This is a genomic window from Pseudarthrobacter ribosi, assembly GCF_055412865.1.
This window is the reverse complement of record NZ_JBVAYZ010000029.1, coordinates 36543-49804: the sequence shown is the minus strand read 5'-3', so window position 1 is coordinate 49804 and position 13262 is coordinate 36543. Positions and strand designations below refer to the sequence as shown.

The window sequence follows — 13262 nt, the reverse complement described above, 5'->3', positions numbered from 1 at the left end:
TTGCGCCCTGGCTCCAGCACTACAACACTGAACGAATCCACACCGGCATCGGAACCACACCCATCACCCGAGTGTCACCAACCTAATGGCGCAGTACACCTAGAGTAGGCGACAATCCAAGAAGAAACGTTTTGGCATATTTCGGCGGGTTTGCCTCTGTTTTGCCGACGTCGGACCCGGGCCCGGGATCTCGTCAGACCCTGCAGGCGGGCCGAGCGGTACAAGGATGTCGTGGGCCATCAGCAGTCGCTCGAACCGGACGAGGACGTGTCCGGGGCCAGGGTGAGTTGCACCTCCCCGCTGCGGACGTGGTTCGACCTCGCCGGCATACTGAGCCCCGATGATCTGGTGATTGCCGGCGATTTTCTGCTGCGCCGGCGGAGGCTGGTGGCCGCGGGCTAGAGCCCCGAGTAGGAGTGCAGGCCGTTGAAGAACTGGTTCACGATGGTGAAGTTGAAGACCACGCAGAGGTAGCCGACGATCGACAGCCAGGCCGCGCGGGTTCCGGTCCAACCACGGGTGGCGCGGGCGTGCAGGTAGCCGGCGTAGACCACCCAGATCACGAAGGTCCACACTTCCTTGGTGTCCCAGCCCCAGAAACGGCCCCAGGCCTTCTCGGCCCAGATGGCGCCGAACATGAGCGTGAAGGTCCAGCCAACAAACGCAATGGCGTTGATCCGGTAGGAGAGGTTCTCCAGGCTCAGCGCGGACGGCACCAGGCGCATGAAGCCCAGCTTGTCGGCACCCCCGGCGGCGATGGTCTTCTGCCGGTGTGTCTGGACCAGCTGCAGCGCGGACATCGCGAAGGTCAGCGTGAAGAGCGCGGAGGAGAGCACGGCGATCGAGACGTGGATGATCAGCCAGTAGCTCTGCAGCGCGGGAACGAGGTGCCCCACCGGCGTCCAGTACGCCACGGAGGCGGCCACAAGCATGATGATCGCCAGGCCCACCACGAAGGTGCCGAGGAAACGCAGGTCGCGCCGGACGAGGACCAGCAGGAAGACGGCCACGGCCACGAAGGCGCCGGTGGTGAGGAACTCATACATGTTCCCCCACGGCACCCGGCCCGCGCCGATGGCCCGGGTGATGACGCCGGCCGCGTGGATGGCGGCACCCAGCACGGTCAGCGCGACGGCCACCCGGGCGGGCGCGCGGCGCTCGGCGGAGTAGCGCATGGCGCCGTCGGCGGTATGGCCGATCCCGGCGGCGTTCCCGGCGGAGCCACCCGCCACGGACGACGTCGGGCGCTCGGCCCGGCCAACCGGCCCGGCCACGTCCCCGTCGGCCCGGTCAACAGCACCGGCAGAGGATGACGAGGAGGCCCCGACGCCGGCAGCGACGGGGACGCGGGCGGCCGCGGCACCGGAGAGTTCGGCGGCCTTGAGGTCCACCGCGCGCAGCGTCTTGCTGCTCTTGGCCAGGTCCCATGCGAAGGCGATGAACGCCACCGTGTAGGTGCCTGCCGCGAGGAGCATGAACAACTCGCTGTACTGGCCCATGGTTTCGTTGATGGGGAGCATTACTTTTCCTTCTTTGACTCGGAAGAGCCTGCTGTTGACTGGATGAAGTCTGCTGCGGGGTGGTCCGGGGAGGCCTGCTCAGCACCGGCACCGGGCAGCGTGGTATCCGCCCGGCCATTATCCGCTCCCCCGCTGGGAGCCGACTGGGAGCCGCCGTCGTCGAGATCCCAGGCGCCGGCGAGCAGCCTGCGGATCGCGGCTGCCTCGCCGGCCAGCCGGTGGTCCTCGCCGCGGGCCAGGAGCCCGTATTCGACCATGGTGCGGCCGTCCGCGTGGGTGCCGGTCCGGACCCAGACGCGGCGGCGGTTCACGTAGAGCGAGGTGACCAGGCCGGCCACCGCCAGCAGCGCGAAGATCAGGGCGTAGAGCTGGCCCGGGTTGTGGTGGATGTCGACGCCGATGTAGCGCTTCACGCCGTCGAAGCTGATGGTGCCCTTGCCGTCCGGGAGGGTGTACGTGGCGCCCGGCGAGAGGGTGATGCCGCCGGCGTCGAGGTTGCGGGCGTTGAGCGGCGTGAGCTTCTTGACGTCGAGTTCGAAGACGTTCTGCGGGGCCCCGTCGTCCAGGCCGAGGTCGCCGTAGTACGAGTTCAGGGTCAGCTGCGGGTTGAACAGCTCCGGATCCCCGCTGAAGGACACACCCTCCTCGGTGACGAACGCGGTGGGCAGGAAGAAGCCGGCGAAGGCGAGCTGCTCCGGCTTGGCGTCCGGGACCTTGATGACCGCGGAGGAGTAGTAGTTGTCGCCCTGCAGCTTGGCCACGACCGGGCCCTGCATGGCGACGTTCCCGGCGCCGTCGCGGATGGTGACGACCGGGGCGTAGCCGTTGCCGGTGAGGTACATGCTGGTGCCGCCGAGGGTGAGCGGGTCGTTGACCTTCAGCACCTCTTTCTGGGCGGTCGCGTCCGGAGATTCCCTGGTGGTGACGTCGGCCTGGAAGTCGATGGGCTGGCCGATCTTGCCCTGGGATTCCCGGTCGAAGGTGATCTGGAACTTGTCCAGCTGGACCGAGTACGGCTCCAGCTGGCTGCTTTGGAAGTTGGTGCCCGGGGTGAACTGGTCGTAGCCGACGAGCGTGTTCACGAAAGTGTCGCCCTCCACGAGGATCCGCTGCCCGCTGTAGCCGAACAGCCCGCCGATCGCGACCGAGACGAGCACGCCGATCAGCGAGGTGTGGAAGACCAGGTTCCCGACTTCGCGCAGGAAGCCGCGCTCCGCACCGATCGAGGGCCGGGCGCCGTCGCGGTCGCGGACGTCGACACGGTAGCCGCGCCTCGTCAGCAGCCCGGCGGCGTCGTCAATGGCGCGTGACGCCGGGATCCCGGCACCGGCGGGTATCACCAGGGTGCCGTATTCGGGCAGCCGGGACAGCCGCGCGGGCGTCCGCGGCGGCTGGGAGCGCATCGCCTTGTAGTGCGCGATGGCGCGCGGGACCACGCAGCCGATCAGCGAGATGAACAGCAGGATGTAGATCGCCGAGAACCACGCCGAGGAGTACACGTCGTAGAGCTGGAGGGAGTCGAGGATCTTGCCGTAGTCCGGGTTGTCCTTGATGTACTGCGTGACGATCGAGGGGTTCGCAGGCCGCTGCGGGAACAACGAACCGGGAACCGCACCGACCGCGAGCATCAGCAGCAGGAACAGCGCGGTGCGCATGCTGGTCAGCTGGGTCCAGGCCCAGCGGAGCATGCCCAGCGGCCCGAGCGTAGGAAGGACAGCTTCAGCCTTGGCGGCGGCCACCGGGCTGCCCCCCGACTTGCCGGGTTTCCCGCCGGACCCGCCCCCGGACATGCCGTCGGGTGTGCTGCCGCCGGACTTGCCGGGGGACGGGGACTTCTTCTCTTCGTTCACTCGCTCGCTCATCAGATCGGCAATTTCACATCGGTTTGGAACCAGTACTGCAATTCGGACACCCAGGTTCCCCAGACGCCGCTGGCCATCAGCAGGCCCAGCCCCACCAGGATGCCGCCGCCGATCCGCTGGATGGCGAGCCGGTGCCTGCGGAAGAAGGACATCACGCCGATGCCGCGGCGCACGGCCAGGGCGATCAGCAGGAACGGGATGCCCAGGCCCAGGCTGTAGACGAACGCCAGGAAGGCGCCCTTGGCGGCCGAGGACCCGCCGGAGAGGCTCAGCAGCTGGACCGCGGAGTAGGTCGGGCCGATGCACGGCGCCCAGCCGAGGCCGAAGGTGATGCCCAGCAGCGGCGCACCCCACAGCCCCGCCGGCGGTTTCGACTGGATCTTGGCATCGCGCTGGAGCCACCCGAAACCGCCCATGAACACAACGCCCATGACGATCACGAGGATGCCCAGGACCTGGGTGATCCATTTGCTCTCCGAGCCGGTGATCAGCGTCCCCAGTTGCCCGAACGCACCGCCGAGCAGCACAAAAATCACCGAGAACCCCAGGACAAACAGCCCGATGCCGGCCAGCATGCGGCCGCGCTTCTGCTTCTGCAGGTCGACGCCGGTCAGCCCCGTGACGTAGCCCAGATACCCCGGCACGAGGGGCAGCACGCAGGGCGACAGGAAGGAGACGAAGCCGGCGAGCAGTGCCACGGGGATGGCAAGCAGCAGCGATCCGCTCAGGATGGCTTCGGCGAAGGGACTGTTCACGGTGGCTGGCCCGTCCGCTACTCGGCCACGGCAGCGGCGATGAGAGACTTGAGCGTCCCTCTTTGGATCTCGCCGAGGACACGGGAGGCCACGCGGCCCTGCTTGTCGAGCACGAGCGTGGTGGGCACGGCCCCCGGCGGAACCAGCCCGGACACGGCCAGCAGCACGGCGCCGTCCTTGTCGTTGAAGCTCGGGTAGGTCAGGTTGAAGGACTTGTCGAACGCATCCGCCGTGGCCTTCTCGTCGCGGAGGTTAACGCCGAAGAACTGCACACCCTGGCTCTTGAACTCCTGGTGCAGGGCCTCCAGCTCGGGTGCCTCCACCCGGCAGGGCGCGCAGGCCGCGAACCAGAAGTTGAGCACGGTCACCTGGCCCTGAAAGGCCTCGGGTGTCACCGCGGTGCCGTCAAACAGCATGCCCTGGATGGCAATGGCGCTCTTGCGGTCCGCGGCGGCGAATTCGGTCACCGAACCGTCGCCGGCCACGTAGTTCTTGTTGTCGCCGGCCTTGGCCTGCTGCGCCAGCGCGTCCTCCTGGGCGCAGCCGGAAAGGCCCAGCACGACGGCGAGGGCGGCACCGCCCGCCGTCAGGACGCTGCGGCGGGACACCGGTGATGAGTTGCCGTTGTTTGCGGTCATGCTCAGGCTCCGGGGGTGCTGGAGGCACCGGGGAGGAGGACGGCAGCAGGCTCGCTGTACTCGACGCGCAGGAGGTTCCCGTCGTCGTCGAACACCAGGGAGGTGACCGAGGTGAGGGTGCATTCGCGCTTGCGCGGATCATGCCACAGCGGCCTGCCCTCGGCGCTGAGCCGGGTGGCCCAGATGGGCAGCTGGTGGCTGACGAGGATCGCCTCCGCGCCCTCGCCGCCGAGCTCGATGGCGCGCAGCCGGGCATCCTGCACCGCGGCGATGACCCGGGCGGCCTGGTCCTTGTAGGGCTCGCCCCAGGAAGGCCGGAAGGGGTTGCGCAGCATGGGCCAGTGCCTGGGCCTGAAGATCTCGCCCTTGTTGACGTGCAGGCCCTCGAAGTAGTTGGCCGCCTCAATGATCCGGTCCTCGGTGCTGATCCCGAGGTTGAGCGCCTCGGCGATAGGCTGCGCCGTTTCCTGCGCGCGGGTCAGCGGCGAGGCGGCGAGGTGGACGATGTTGGCTCCCTGCGCTGCCCTTGCACTGAAGTGCTCGGCCAGCATCCGGGCCATTTCCTGGCCGAGCTCGGAGAGATGGAACTCGGGCAGCCTGCCGTACAGGACGCCGTCGGGATTGTAGACCTCGCCGTGGCGGAGCAAATGAACAGTGGCTTGGGGCATGTGTACCAGTTTCTCAAAGGGCAGGGGCAATGACGAAATCTTCTACAAGAAGTAGAACTGAAGAGTTTGGAGAAATGTTCCCCGGAGTTGGAATAAAAGATGCAAATGCATGTTTATACTGGGTGAAGCAGTTAGTTGAGACTTCAACAAATGAGCTCCAACTGACGATCAGACCACCCGCACGACCCACCCGACTCAAGGAGCAACACCATGGCACTTCCCGCTAACGTCACCACCGGCACCTGGACCCTCGACAACTCGCACAGTGAGATCGCCTTCACCGTCCGCCACGCGGGCATCAGCAAGGTCCGCGGTCAGTTCAAGGACGCGGAGGCCACCCTGGACCTCGCCGAGAACGTGGCCGATTCCAAGGTCAAGGCCACGATCCAGACCGCGAGCTTCGACTCCGGCGACGCCAACCGCGACGGCCACGTCCGCGGCGAAGACTTCTTCGACGTCGAGAAGTTCCCGGAAATCTCCTTCGTCTCCCACAGCATCGTCCCCAAGGGTGACAGCTACGAGCTCCAGGGCGAGCTGACCATCAAGGGTGTTACCCGCCCGGTGGCCCTCGAGACCGAGTTCAACGGCGTTGCCGTGGACCCGTTCGGCATGACCCGCGCCGGCCTGTCCGCCGAGACCACCATCAGCCGCAAAGACTTCGGCCTGACCTGGAACGCAGTCCTCGAAACCGGCGGCGTGCTGGTCAGCGACAAGGTTGCTGTCAACCTCGAACTGGCCTTCATCGCTCCCGCAGCCTAGTCACTCAAACGCTTGACCGGCCGGTCCCCCAGGGGACTGGTCGGACCCGCGGCCCCGAGCCGCCCGCACCCCGCTCCGTCCGCGTGACGGAGCGGGGTGTTGTGCTTAATCCGGGGCCCCGGATTTGCGCGTCCCACGGGGCGCGAGCGGGCCCCGGCCGACGGCGCCCCGACATGGCCCGCAACATGCCGAAGGTCCCTCGATACCCGGCTCATCCGCCGTCTAAAGTGAGAGCCATGAGCAAACCCAACGAGGTACCTCAGCCGCAGCAGCCGCAGCAGCCGGGACAGCCGACACCGGGCAAACAGCCCTCGAAGCAGCCTTCGGGCCAAACGCCTGGCGGGTTCCGCTTTGAGATGCCGACGGACCGGCCCCGGAACTTCAACGACGTGATGCCGCACGGCGGGTTCTCCGGCATGTTCACGGTCAGCTGGCTGCCAATCGAGCTGAAGGTCGCCTACTGGATCTGGCTCATCAGCGGACTGCTGGGCCTGCTGGGCGGAGTCGTCGGCCTCTTCGGGGCGTTCGTGCTCCTGGCCGTGGTTCCGGGCCTGGGCTTCCTGGTGTTCTTGCTGGTGCTGGTGGCACTGGCCCTTTCGGGGGCACAAGTCATCCTGGCCATGAAGATGAAGGAAGGCCACGAGTGGGCCCGCTTCGCCCTCACGATCGTCGCCGGCATTTCCCTGCTGCTTGCCATTCTCAACACGAGTGCGGCGGACGGCCGTGGCGGCGGCAGCTGGCCGAGCTTCACTATCAGCCTGGTGGCCGCGGTGCTGATGTGGCTGCCCAACTCCCAGGCGTGGTTCACCTCGCTGCGTGGCCGGGCCTGACTTGGACCTGACCTGCGCCGTAGCAGCTTCGGGGCGGCCTCGGACCTTCGCGGTACCGGCTCCTTGAACTCCGCCCAGGCACCCGGCGAGAATACCTCTCCGGAATGATCCGCGCGGGCGCCGGCCCGCGGTACGGTGGACGTAAACCATGCTGGGGGCAGGGCAGGAAGCTGTTTCCGGTATCCGAATCAGACCGCCACGCAAAGGAACGCCCATGAGCATCCCGCCAGTCCCGCCGTCGAACCCGGACTCCCCGGAGCCGGGCGAAAAGCCGGCCCCCCGTTACGGCCAGAACGCACCCCAGCCCGGCGAGCAGCCGTCGGCGCCGCAGTACGGCCAGAACGCGCCGCAGTACGGCCAGAACGCGCCGCAGTACGGCGAGCAGCCGCCGTCGGCGCCGCAGTACGGTCAGAACGCGCCGTCCGCGCCGCAGTACGGCCAGGCCCCGTCCGCTCCGCAGTACGGGCAGAACCCGCCGCAGTACAACCAGCCCCAGTACAACCAGCAGCCCCCGCAGTACGGCCAGTCCCCCTACGCCCAGTTCCCCTCCGAGCAGCCGCAGGCCATGGCCGGCACGGCGGGCACGGCGCCCAAGCTCGTCAATACGGCCTTCTGGCTCATCGTCGCCGCCGGTGCGGTCTGGGTCCTGTCGCTCCTGATGGCGATGGGCATGATCGACTCCCCCGAAATGCGGTCCCAGTTCGAACAGCAGATGGCCGGGAGCGGCGCTGACATCAGGTACGAAGACCTCAAGGGATTCCTGGTCGGCAGCATCGTCGCCTTCGCCGTGATCGGCGCCGGGCTCTACGCGCTCGTGGCCTTCAACGTGCGCAAGGGCAAGAACTGGGCGCGGATCCTCGGGACGGTCTTCGCCGCCCTGTCCCTCCTCAGCCTCTTCCCGCTGAGCCTCGGCACGCTGGCAGTCCTCCTCGGCATCGCAGGCATTGTGATGCTGTACCTGCCGGCCACGTCGCCGTACTTCGCCAAGCGGCAGCCGTTCGCCAACCCCTACGGGCAGCCGGGCCGACCGTACTAAGCCGCAGGCACCAGCGCAGCGGGCGCGGGAGCCGGACGGGCCGACTGAAGCTAGTCGGCATCCTCCGGGTTCTGCGCCCTTTGTGCGTGATAGGCGAGGATCTGCAGTTCGGTGGCCATATCCACTTTGCGCAGGTTGACCCCGGGCGGCACCTGCAGCATCACCGGGGCGAAGCTGAGGATGCTCCGCACGCCGGCGGCAACGACCCGGTCGCAGACGTCCTGCGCCACGGCGGCCGGCAGGGCCAGCACCACCATGTTGGCGCCGGTCCGCTGCAGCACCGGCTCGAGGTCGGCAGCGTCACTGACCCGCAGCCAGCCCACCTCGCTGCCCACGACCATCTGGTCCGCATCGAAGATCGCCACAATGTCAAAGCCCCGGGATTCGAATCCGCCGTACCGGGCCAGTGCCTTGCCGAGGTTGCCGGCACCGACGATGGCGACCTTCCAGTCGCGCGTCAAACCCAGCGCCGCGGCAATGTGCCGGTTGAGGTACTGCACCTCGTAGCCGACGCCACGGGTCCCGTAGGAGCCGACGTAGGACAGGTCTTTGCGGAGGGTGGACGAGCTGACCCCGGAGGCCTCGGCCAGGGATTCGGACGAGACCCGGTCAATGCCGTCGGCGAGCAGGGTGGTGAGGGCGCGCAGATAAATGGTCAGCCGGGCCACGGCCGCGGGCGGAATCTGCTTGGCGGCAGTCCCTGCTCCCCCGGGCATCGCGTCAGGGGATGAATCCAGCGAAGTCACTATCTGCTCCATTGAGTCGCGTTGTGCCTTCCACTCTAGAGCCCCCGCAGTTCAGCGAACAAAGCAGCCGTCTCCGGCGCTCCCCTCAGGCCTGTTGTCCCAGGGCTCGCCGCAGCGTGCGCTCCAGCCGGGCTTCGTCAATCTTCCAGAAGTCCCGCTGGACGCCGTCCACGAGCACCACGGGAATCTCCTCCGCAAACTGTTCGCGCAGGTCGGCGTCGTCATCTATGGACTGTTCACGCCAGCCGATCCCGAGGCCCTGGGTGACGCGGTCGACGGCGGCGCGCGCCGCCGAGCACAGATGGCAGTCAGCTTTGGTGATGAGGACGACGTCGGGACTTGGCATGGCTCAACGGTAGCCCGGCGGCCGCTCCGGCGTCGACGCGCCCGACGCGCCCGGGCCGTCCAGCGCCGCGGGCCGTACCCGACATGTCCGCCGCCGCCGGCTGCGCGACGGGAACCGGCCCCGGTGTTGACTAGACTCGTGGCATGCCCGAAAAGAAGTACGCCGCTGTGGTCACCGAGCCCGTGGCTGCACAGCCTGTTGCAGCAGCGCAGCACGGCGAAGCCGCGTTCTTCGATGTCGACAACACCCTCATGCGGGGGGCCAGCCTGTTCCACGTGGCCCGCAAGATGCACCAGCGCGGGGCCTTCACAATTCCGCAGGCGCTCGGCATTGCCTGGAAGCAGTTCATGTTCGTGGTGCGCGGCGAGAAGATCGACGACGTCCATGCCGTCCGCGACACCGCCCTGGGCCTGGCCGCCGGCTTCACCGTTGAGGACATTGAGGTCCTCGGCGAAGAGGTTTATGACGAAATGATCGAATCCCGGATCTGGCCGGGAGCCAAGGCACTCGCCGAGCAGCACCTCCGGGTCGGCCGCAGGGTCTGGCTCGTGACCGCGACGCCGATCGAGGTGGCCACGGTGATCTCCACCAGGTTGGGCCTCACCGGCGCGCTCGGCACGGTCGGCGAAATCCTTGACGGCTCCTACACCGGCCGGCTGGTCGGCGAGATCCTGCACGGCCCCGCCAAGGCAGTGGCCGTCCAAGCAATGGCCGAGGCCGAGGGGCTGGACCTGACCCGGTGCTGGGCTTACAGCGATTCGCGCAACGACATCCCGCTGCTAAGCATGGTGGGACACCCCGTGGCCATCAACCCGGACTCCGGGCTCCGCCGCCATGCCCACGACAACAACTGGCCGGTCTACGATTTCCGGGCCGGACGCCGCGCGGCCACCCTGGGGCTCAAGGCCGCGACCGTCGGAGGTGCCATATACGGCCTCTGGCGGGGGTTCTCCCGCTTCCGCGGCCCCACGGTCTAACGCCAGGCCTTTTTCCGCTACGCCTCCGGTCCAGCGCTACGCGGATCCGCGTAGCGCCCGTCCCAACCCGCGTCGCCTGTCCGAAAGCGCGTCCCCGTGCAACTTCTCCCCGGCGCTTCCCGCTCAGCGCTACACTTCCGGGCGCGCGCTACACTTCCGGTCCAGCGCTTCGCCTCCCGCTCAGCGCTACGCTTCCGGTCCAGCGCTACGCGGATCCGCGTAGCGCCCGTCCCGACCCGCGTCGCCTGTCCGAACCAGGCGCGGAAATGCCAAAGAAAATGCCCGCTGCCGGGAAGGCAACGGGCATTCACATAATGCGAAGTATCTCTACTTCTTATTGCGACGCTGGTGGCGCGTCTTTCGAAGCAGCTTGCGGTGCTTCTTCTTGGCCATACGCTTGCGACGCTTCTTAATAACTGAACCCACGAAAGTTCCTTACCGGCTAGATGCAGTACCTGCCTGTTGGAAAGGGTCCGCGGGCTAAGCAGCAGACTGTACAACTGACAGGTTCTTACAATGACGTAAAACGTTCCTTAACAGGGTACCGCCTATCAGGGGCACACCACGACCGCAGGCGCCGTCCGGAGCCCGCAGATCCTGATTCCGGCCGTAGAAGACGGCGGATGCTCAGGCTGTTTCGGTGTTCCCGTCGACGACAGCACCCTTGAGGTACTGCTCGATGGCGGTTTCCGGCACCCGGTAGGAGCGCCCGAACCGGACAGCCGGCATCTCACCGGAATGAACAAGCCGGTACACGGTCATTTTGGACACGCGCATCACATCCGCGACTTCGGCCACGGTCAAGAAGCGCGCATTGGAGAAGTTAGCCTCCGAAGACATTTCCCTATTCCTTTGCTCAAGCAACGGCAGCCCCATCTGAACGACATGGCGGTGTGCCGATGCTGAGCCATCAAACAACCATGTGTTAGATACTCTAGGGGCTGCTGGTGCCAATGTGAAAGAGTTGCGGGAATCTCCGGGCCCGGCCCGCAGTCCTGCTTAGCCCCGGGTCCGGCGGACGCGCGCGGAGGCCGCCAGCTGCGCAAGTACCGAGGCCGTGACATCCCAGTCCATGCAGGCGTCCGTGACGCTCTGGCCGTGGACCAGATCATCGGTTCCGGCGGCGTGCTCGGCGACGTCGAGGTTCTGCGCCCCGCCGACAAGGAAACTCTCCAGCATGACGCCGGCGATGGCACCTGCCGAGCTACCGCCGTTCTCGAGCTGCGCGCCGATTTCGAGGGCAACTTCAGCCTGCCGGTGGTGGTTCTTGCCGCTGTTGGCGTGGCTCGCGTCAACGATCAGCCGCGGGTTGAGCTGCTTAGCGGCCAGCTTGGCGGTGGTGGCTTCCACGTCGGGGGCGGAGTAGTTGGGTCCCTTGCGTCCCCCACGCAGGATGATGTGCGTGTCCGGGTTGCCGGCAGTGGAGACCAGGGCGGCCCGGCCCTCGCCGTCAATGCCGAGGAACGCCTGGGCTGCCCCGGCGGCACTGCACGCGTCGAGCGCGACCTGCAGGTCACCGTCGGTCCCGTTCTTGAACCCGATCGGCATGGACAGCCCGGACGCCAGCTGGCGGTGGATCTGGCTTTCGGTGGTGCGGGCACCGATGGCGCCCCAGGAGACGAGGTCCGCCATGTACTGCGGGCTGATCGGTTCCAGGAACTCCGTGCCGGCCGGCAGCCCGAGTGCGGTGACCTGCTGCAGGAAGCGGCGCGCGGCGCGCAGACCGGCGGCGATGTCGTGGCTGCCGTCGAGCCGAGGGTCGTTGATCAGGCCCTTCCAGCCCACGGTGGTTCGGGGCTTCTCGAAGTAGGCACGCATCACGATCAGCAGGTCTTCCTTGTGCTTCTCGGCTTGGCTGACCAGCCGCCGGGCGTATTCGAGGCCGGCCTTGGGATCGTGGATGGAGCAGGGGCCCACGATGACAAGCAGGCGGTCATCGACGCCGTCCATGATGGCGCGGACCTCGTCCCGGCCGCGGGCCACGGTCTCGGCCTGGCGGGTGTCCAGCGGCAGCTCCGCGATGATCTCCTGCGGGGTGGGCAGCGGGGTGAACTCGCTAACGCGCAGGTTGGATGTTGACTGCTGGGATTCGGGGGCTGCTTCGATGCTCATGGGGGTCCTGTTCCGGGGGTGCGGAGCGGGCCCTGATCAGAACCCGCCGGGAAATGGCGAAGGGCAGAGAATGATCTCTGCCCGGTTGGCTCTGAAGGAAGGTTGGATGCGTGTCAGCTAGACGCGGGCCCCTCCAGAGCCAACGAAAAATACGCATACCAACGGTTAGTCATAGCCCCAAGATAACCGCACGCCGGCGCCACAGCAAAATCGCGGAGGTCACACTGAGTCTCCGGATCAGGGTGTCCCGGCGGGCCAAGGAGCGCATGCTGCGTGCCAGTGCTGGCCTATTTCCCCAACGACGCCCGCCAGTTCCGGGCGGGCCACAGCAGGACTATCGGGTTGATTGTGCTCGACGCCACCATTGAGGTCCTTGATCCCGACGGACAGAAAGTGCTCGCCGGCCGAAGGGTTGGCAACCTGCTGGTCCACCGAGCCGGCGGCGTCGTCGAGCAGTTCTGAGAAGCCGGTGTAACTGCAGGACATTAGTGTGGGATCCAGTACGCCGCTAACAAAGGAACCCGCAATGTCAGACACGGATATGCCCGCAACGAGCGCCAAGTCGCATGGGGGCTTCGACGAGGACGAACGGGCCGCGATGAAGGAACGCGCCCAGGAGCTCAAGACGGCCACCAAGCGCGGATCACGCAGCGCCAAAGTTAACGGGGAAAGCGACGTCCTCGCAAAAATCGCCGAGATGCCTGAATCCGACCGCGTCATCGCGGAGCGGATCCATGCCATCATCAAGGCCAGTGCCCCGGAACTCACACCGAAGACCTGGTACGGGATGCCCGGGTACGCCAAGGACGGCAAGGTGGTCTGCTTTTTCCAAAGCTCGCACAAGTTCAAAACGCGGTACTCAACCCTCGGCTTCAACGACGTGGCCGGTCTCGACGAAGGCTCCATGTGGCCAACCGCCTTCGCCCTGACCGAACTCACTGCCGCTGACGAAGCAAGAATCATCGAGCTCGTGAAGAAGGCCGTCAGCTAACGGCTCAGTCTGCCCGGAACGG

Annotated in this window: 17 protein-coding genes; 7 read left to right on the top strand and 10 right to left on the bottom strand. The window is 66.8% G+C overall.

Annotated elements, in window-relative coordinates; genetic code table 11:
- Window positions 1–231 precede the first annotated feature (231 nt).
- Window positions 232–402 carry a hypothetical protein gene (locus ACZYZ5_RS19550; RefSeq protein WP_463903966.1) on the top strand — a complete coding sequence of 57 codons (171 nt, stop codon included), beginning with the start codon at window positions 232–234 and terminating at the stop codon, window positions 400–402.
- On the opposite strand, the gene ccsB is transcribed toward ACZYZ5_RS19550, so the two are convergent.
- The 5 genes from ccsB to ACZYZ5_RS19525 form a co-directional block, all read right to left on the bottom strand.
- Entirely contained in the window at window positions 399–1520 is a 1122-nt protein-coding gene (gene ccsB / locus ACZYZ5_RS19545) for a c-type cytochrome biogenesis protein CcsB (RefSeq protein ID WP_463903965.1), read from the bottom strand. The two genes, ACZYZ5_RS19550 and ccsB, sit on opposite strands and share 4 nt — an antisense overlap.
- The gene (gene resB / locus ACZYZ5_RS19540; RefSeq protein ID WP_463903967.1) at window positions 1520–3310 is read right to left on the bottom strand and encodes a cytochrome c biogenesis protein ResB; all 1791 of its coding nucleotides are present in this window, start codon (window positions 3308–3310) and stop codon (window positions 1520–1522) included. Before resB ends, ccsB begins: the two co-directional genes overlap by 1 nt.
- A 71-nt stretch (window positions 3311–3381) precedes the next feature.
- Complete coding sequence (locus tag ACZYZ5_RS19535) at window positions 3382–4137, bottom strand: cytochrome c biogenesis CcdA family protein (protein WP_463903964.1); 756 nt, start codon at window positions 4135–4137, stop codon at window positions 3382–3384.
- A 17-nt stretch (window positions 4138–4154) separates the two neighbouring features.
- Window positions 4155–4775, bottom strand: a complete 621-nt coding sequence (locus ACZYZ5_RS19530) for a TlpA family protein disulfide reductase (protein WP_463903963.1) — start codon at window positions 4773–4775, stop codon at window positions 4155–4157.
- Window positions 4776–4777: 2 nt separating this feature from the next.
- Window positions 4778–5443: a histidine phosphatase family protein gene (locus ACZYZ5_RS19525; RefSeq protein ID WP_463903962.1), complete on the bottom strand. Its 666-nt coding sequence runs from the start codon at window positions 5441–5443 to the stop codon at window positions 4778–4780.
- A 210-nt stretch (window positions 5444–5653) separates the two neighbouring features.
- Here ACZYZ5_RS19525 and ACZYZ5_RS19520 point away from each other — a divergent pair, with 210 nt between their 5' ends.
- The 3 genes from ACZYZ5_RS19520 (at window position 5654) to ACZYZ5_RS19510 (ending at window position 8068) form a co-directional block, all read left to right on the top strand.
- Window positions 5654–6202 carry a YceI family protein gene (locus tag ACZYZ5_RS19520; protein WP_463903960.1) on the top strand — a complete coding sequence of 183 codons (549 nt, stop codon included), beginning with the start codon at window positions 5654–5656 and terminating at the stop codon, window positions 6200–6202.
- Between the two features lie 236 nt (window positions 6203–6438).
- Window positions 6439–7032 carry a hypothetical protein gene (locus ACZYZ5_RS19515; RefSeq protein ID WP_463903959.1) on the top strand — a complete coding sequence of 198 codons (594 nt, stop codon included), beginning with the start codon at window positions 6439–6441 and terminating at the stop codon, window positions 7030–7032.
- Window positions 7033–7246: 214 nt separating this feature from the next.
- Window positions 7247–8068 (top strand): hypothetical protein, encoded by an 822-nt coding sequence (locus ACZYZ5_RS19510; protein ID WP_463903958.1) that lies wholly within the window; start codon window positions 7247–7249, stop codon window positions 8066–8068.
- A 50-nt stretch (window positions 8069–8118) separates the two neighbouring features.
- Here ACZYZ5_RS19510 and ACZYZ5_RS19505 read toward each other — a convergent pair whose 3' ends face one another.
- Entirely contained in the window at window positions 8119–8814 is a 696-nt protein-coding gene (locus ACZYZ5_RS19505; RefSeq protein ID WP_463903956.1) for a redox-sensing transcriptional repressor Rex, read from the bottom strand.
- An 85-nt stretch (window positions 8815–8899) separates the two neighbouring features.
- Window positions 8900–9160 carry a glutaredoxin family protein gene (locus ACZYZ5_RS19500; RefSeq protein WP_463903955.1) on the bottom strand — a complete coding sequence of 87 codons (261 nt, stop codon included), beginning with the start codon at window positions 9158–9160 and terminating at the stop codon, window positions 8900–8902.
- A gap of 143 nt (window positions 9161–9303) precedes the next feature.
- Here ACZYZ5_RS19500 and ACZYZ5_RS19495 point away from each other — a divergent pair, with 143 nt between their 5' ends.
- Complete coding sequence (locus tag ACZYZ5_RS19495) at window positions 9304–10137, top strand: HAD family hydrolase (RefSeq protein ID WP_463903954.1); 834 nt, start codon at window positions 9304–9306, stop codon at window positions 10135–10137.
- Between the two features lie 327 nt (window positions 10138–10464).
- Here ACZYZ5_RS19495 and ACZYZ5_RS19490 read toward each other — a convergent pair whose 3' ends face one another.
- The 3 genes from ACZYZ5_RS19490 to ACZYZ5_RS19480 form a co-directional block, all read right to left on the bottom strand.
- Window positions 10465–10563 (bottom strand): 30S ribosomal protein bS22, encoded by a 99-nt coding sequence (locus ACZYZ5_RS19490; RefSeq protein WP_003792170.1) that lies wholly within the window; start codon window positions 10561–10563, stop codon window positions 10465–10467.
- A gap of 201 nt (window positions 10564–10764) precedes the next feature.
- Entirely contained in the window at window positions 10765–10977 is a 213-nt protein-coding gene (locus tag ACZYZ5_RS19485) for a helix-turn-helix domain-containing protein (protein ID WP_463903953.1), read from the bottom strand.
- A gap of 159 nt (window positions 10978–11136) precedes the next feature.
- Window positions 11137–12249, bottom strand: a complete 1113-nt coding sequence (locus tag ACZYZ5_RS19480; protein ID WP_463903952.1) for a 3-deoxy-7-phosphoheptulonate synthase — start codon at window positions 12247–12249, stop codon at window positions 11137–11139.
- Between the two features lie 273 nt (window positions 12250–12522).
- Between ACZYZ5_RS19480 and ACZYZ5_RS19475 the strand changes: the two genes are divergently transcribed.
- Both ACZYZ5_RS19475 and ACZYZ5_RS19470 read left to right on the top strand, forming a co-directional pair.
- A complete protein-coding gene (locus ACZYZ5_RS19475; RefSeq protein ID WP_463903951.1) occupies window positions 12523–12711 on the top strand; it encodes a hypothetical protein in 189 nt (62 codons plus the stop codon).
- Between the two features lie 64 nt (window positions 12712–12775).
- Window positions 12776–13240: an iron chaperone gene (locus tag ACZYZ5_RS19470; RefSeq protein WP_463903949.1), complete on the top strand. Its 465-nt coding sequence runs from the start codon at window positions 12776–12778 to the stop codon at window positions 13238–13240.
- Window positions 13241–13262: the final 22 nt, after the last annotated feature.

Bases quoted from the DNA above. Each gene is read 5' to 3' on its own strand.
- ACZYZ5_RS19520 (WP_463903960.1), top strand. From the start codon at position 5,654: ATGGCACTTCCCGCTAACGTCACCACCGGCACCTGGACCCTCGACAAC.
- ACZYZ5_RS19480 (WP_463903952.1), bottom strand. From the start codon at position 12,249: ATGAGCATCGAAGCAGCCCCCGAATCCCAGCAGTCAACATCCAACCTG.
- ACZYZ5_RS19485 (WP_463903953.1), bottom strand. From the start codon at position 10,977: ATGTCTTCGGAGGCTAACTTCTCCAATGCGCGCTTCTTGACCGTGGCC.
- ACZYZ5_RS19530 (WP_463903963.1), bottom strand. From the start codon at position 4,775: ATGACCGCAAACAACGGCAACTCATCACCGGTGTCCCGCCGCAGCGTC.
- resB (WP_463903967.1), bottom strand. From the start codon at position 3,310: ATGTCCGGGGGCGGGTCCGGCGGGAAACCCGGCAAGTCGGGGGGCAGC.
- ACZYZ5_RS19500 (WP_463903955.1), bottom strand. From the start codon at position 9,160: ATGCCAAGTCCCGACGTCGTCCTCATCACCAAAGCTGACTGCCATCTG.
- ACZYZ5_RS19510 (WP_463903958.1), top strand. From the start codon at position 7,247: ATGAGCATCCCGCCAGTCCCGCCGTCGAACCCGGACTCCCCGGAGCCG.
- ACZYZ5_RS19495 (WP_463903954.1), top strand. From the start codon at position 9,304: ATGCCCGAAAAGAAGTACGCCGCTGTGGTCACCGAGCCCGTGGCTGCA.
- ACZYZ5_RS19515 (WP_463903959.1), top strand. From the start codon at position 6,439: ATGAGCAAACCCAACGAGGTACCTCAGCCGCAGCAGCCGCAGCAGCCG.
- ACZYZ5_RS19470 (WP_463903949.1), top strand. From the start codon at position 12,776: ATGTCAGACACGGATATGCCCGCAACGAGCGCCAAGTCGCATGGGGGC.
- ccsB (WP_463903965.1), bottom strand. From the start codon at position 1,520: ATGCTCCCCATCAACGAAACCATGGGCCAGTACAGCGAGTTGTTCATG.
- ACZYZ5_RS19525 (WP_463903962.1), bottom strand. From the start codon at position 5,443: ATGCCCCAAGCCACTGTTCATTTGCTCCGCCACGGCGAGGTCTACAAT.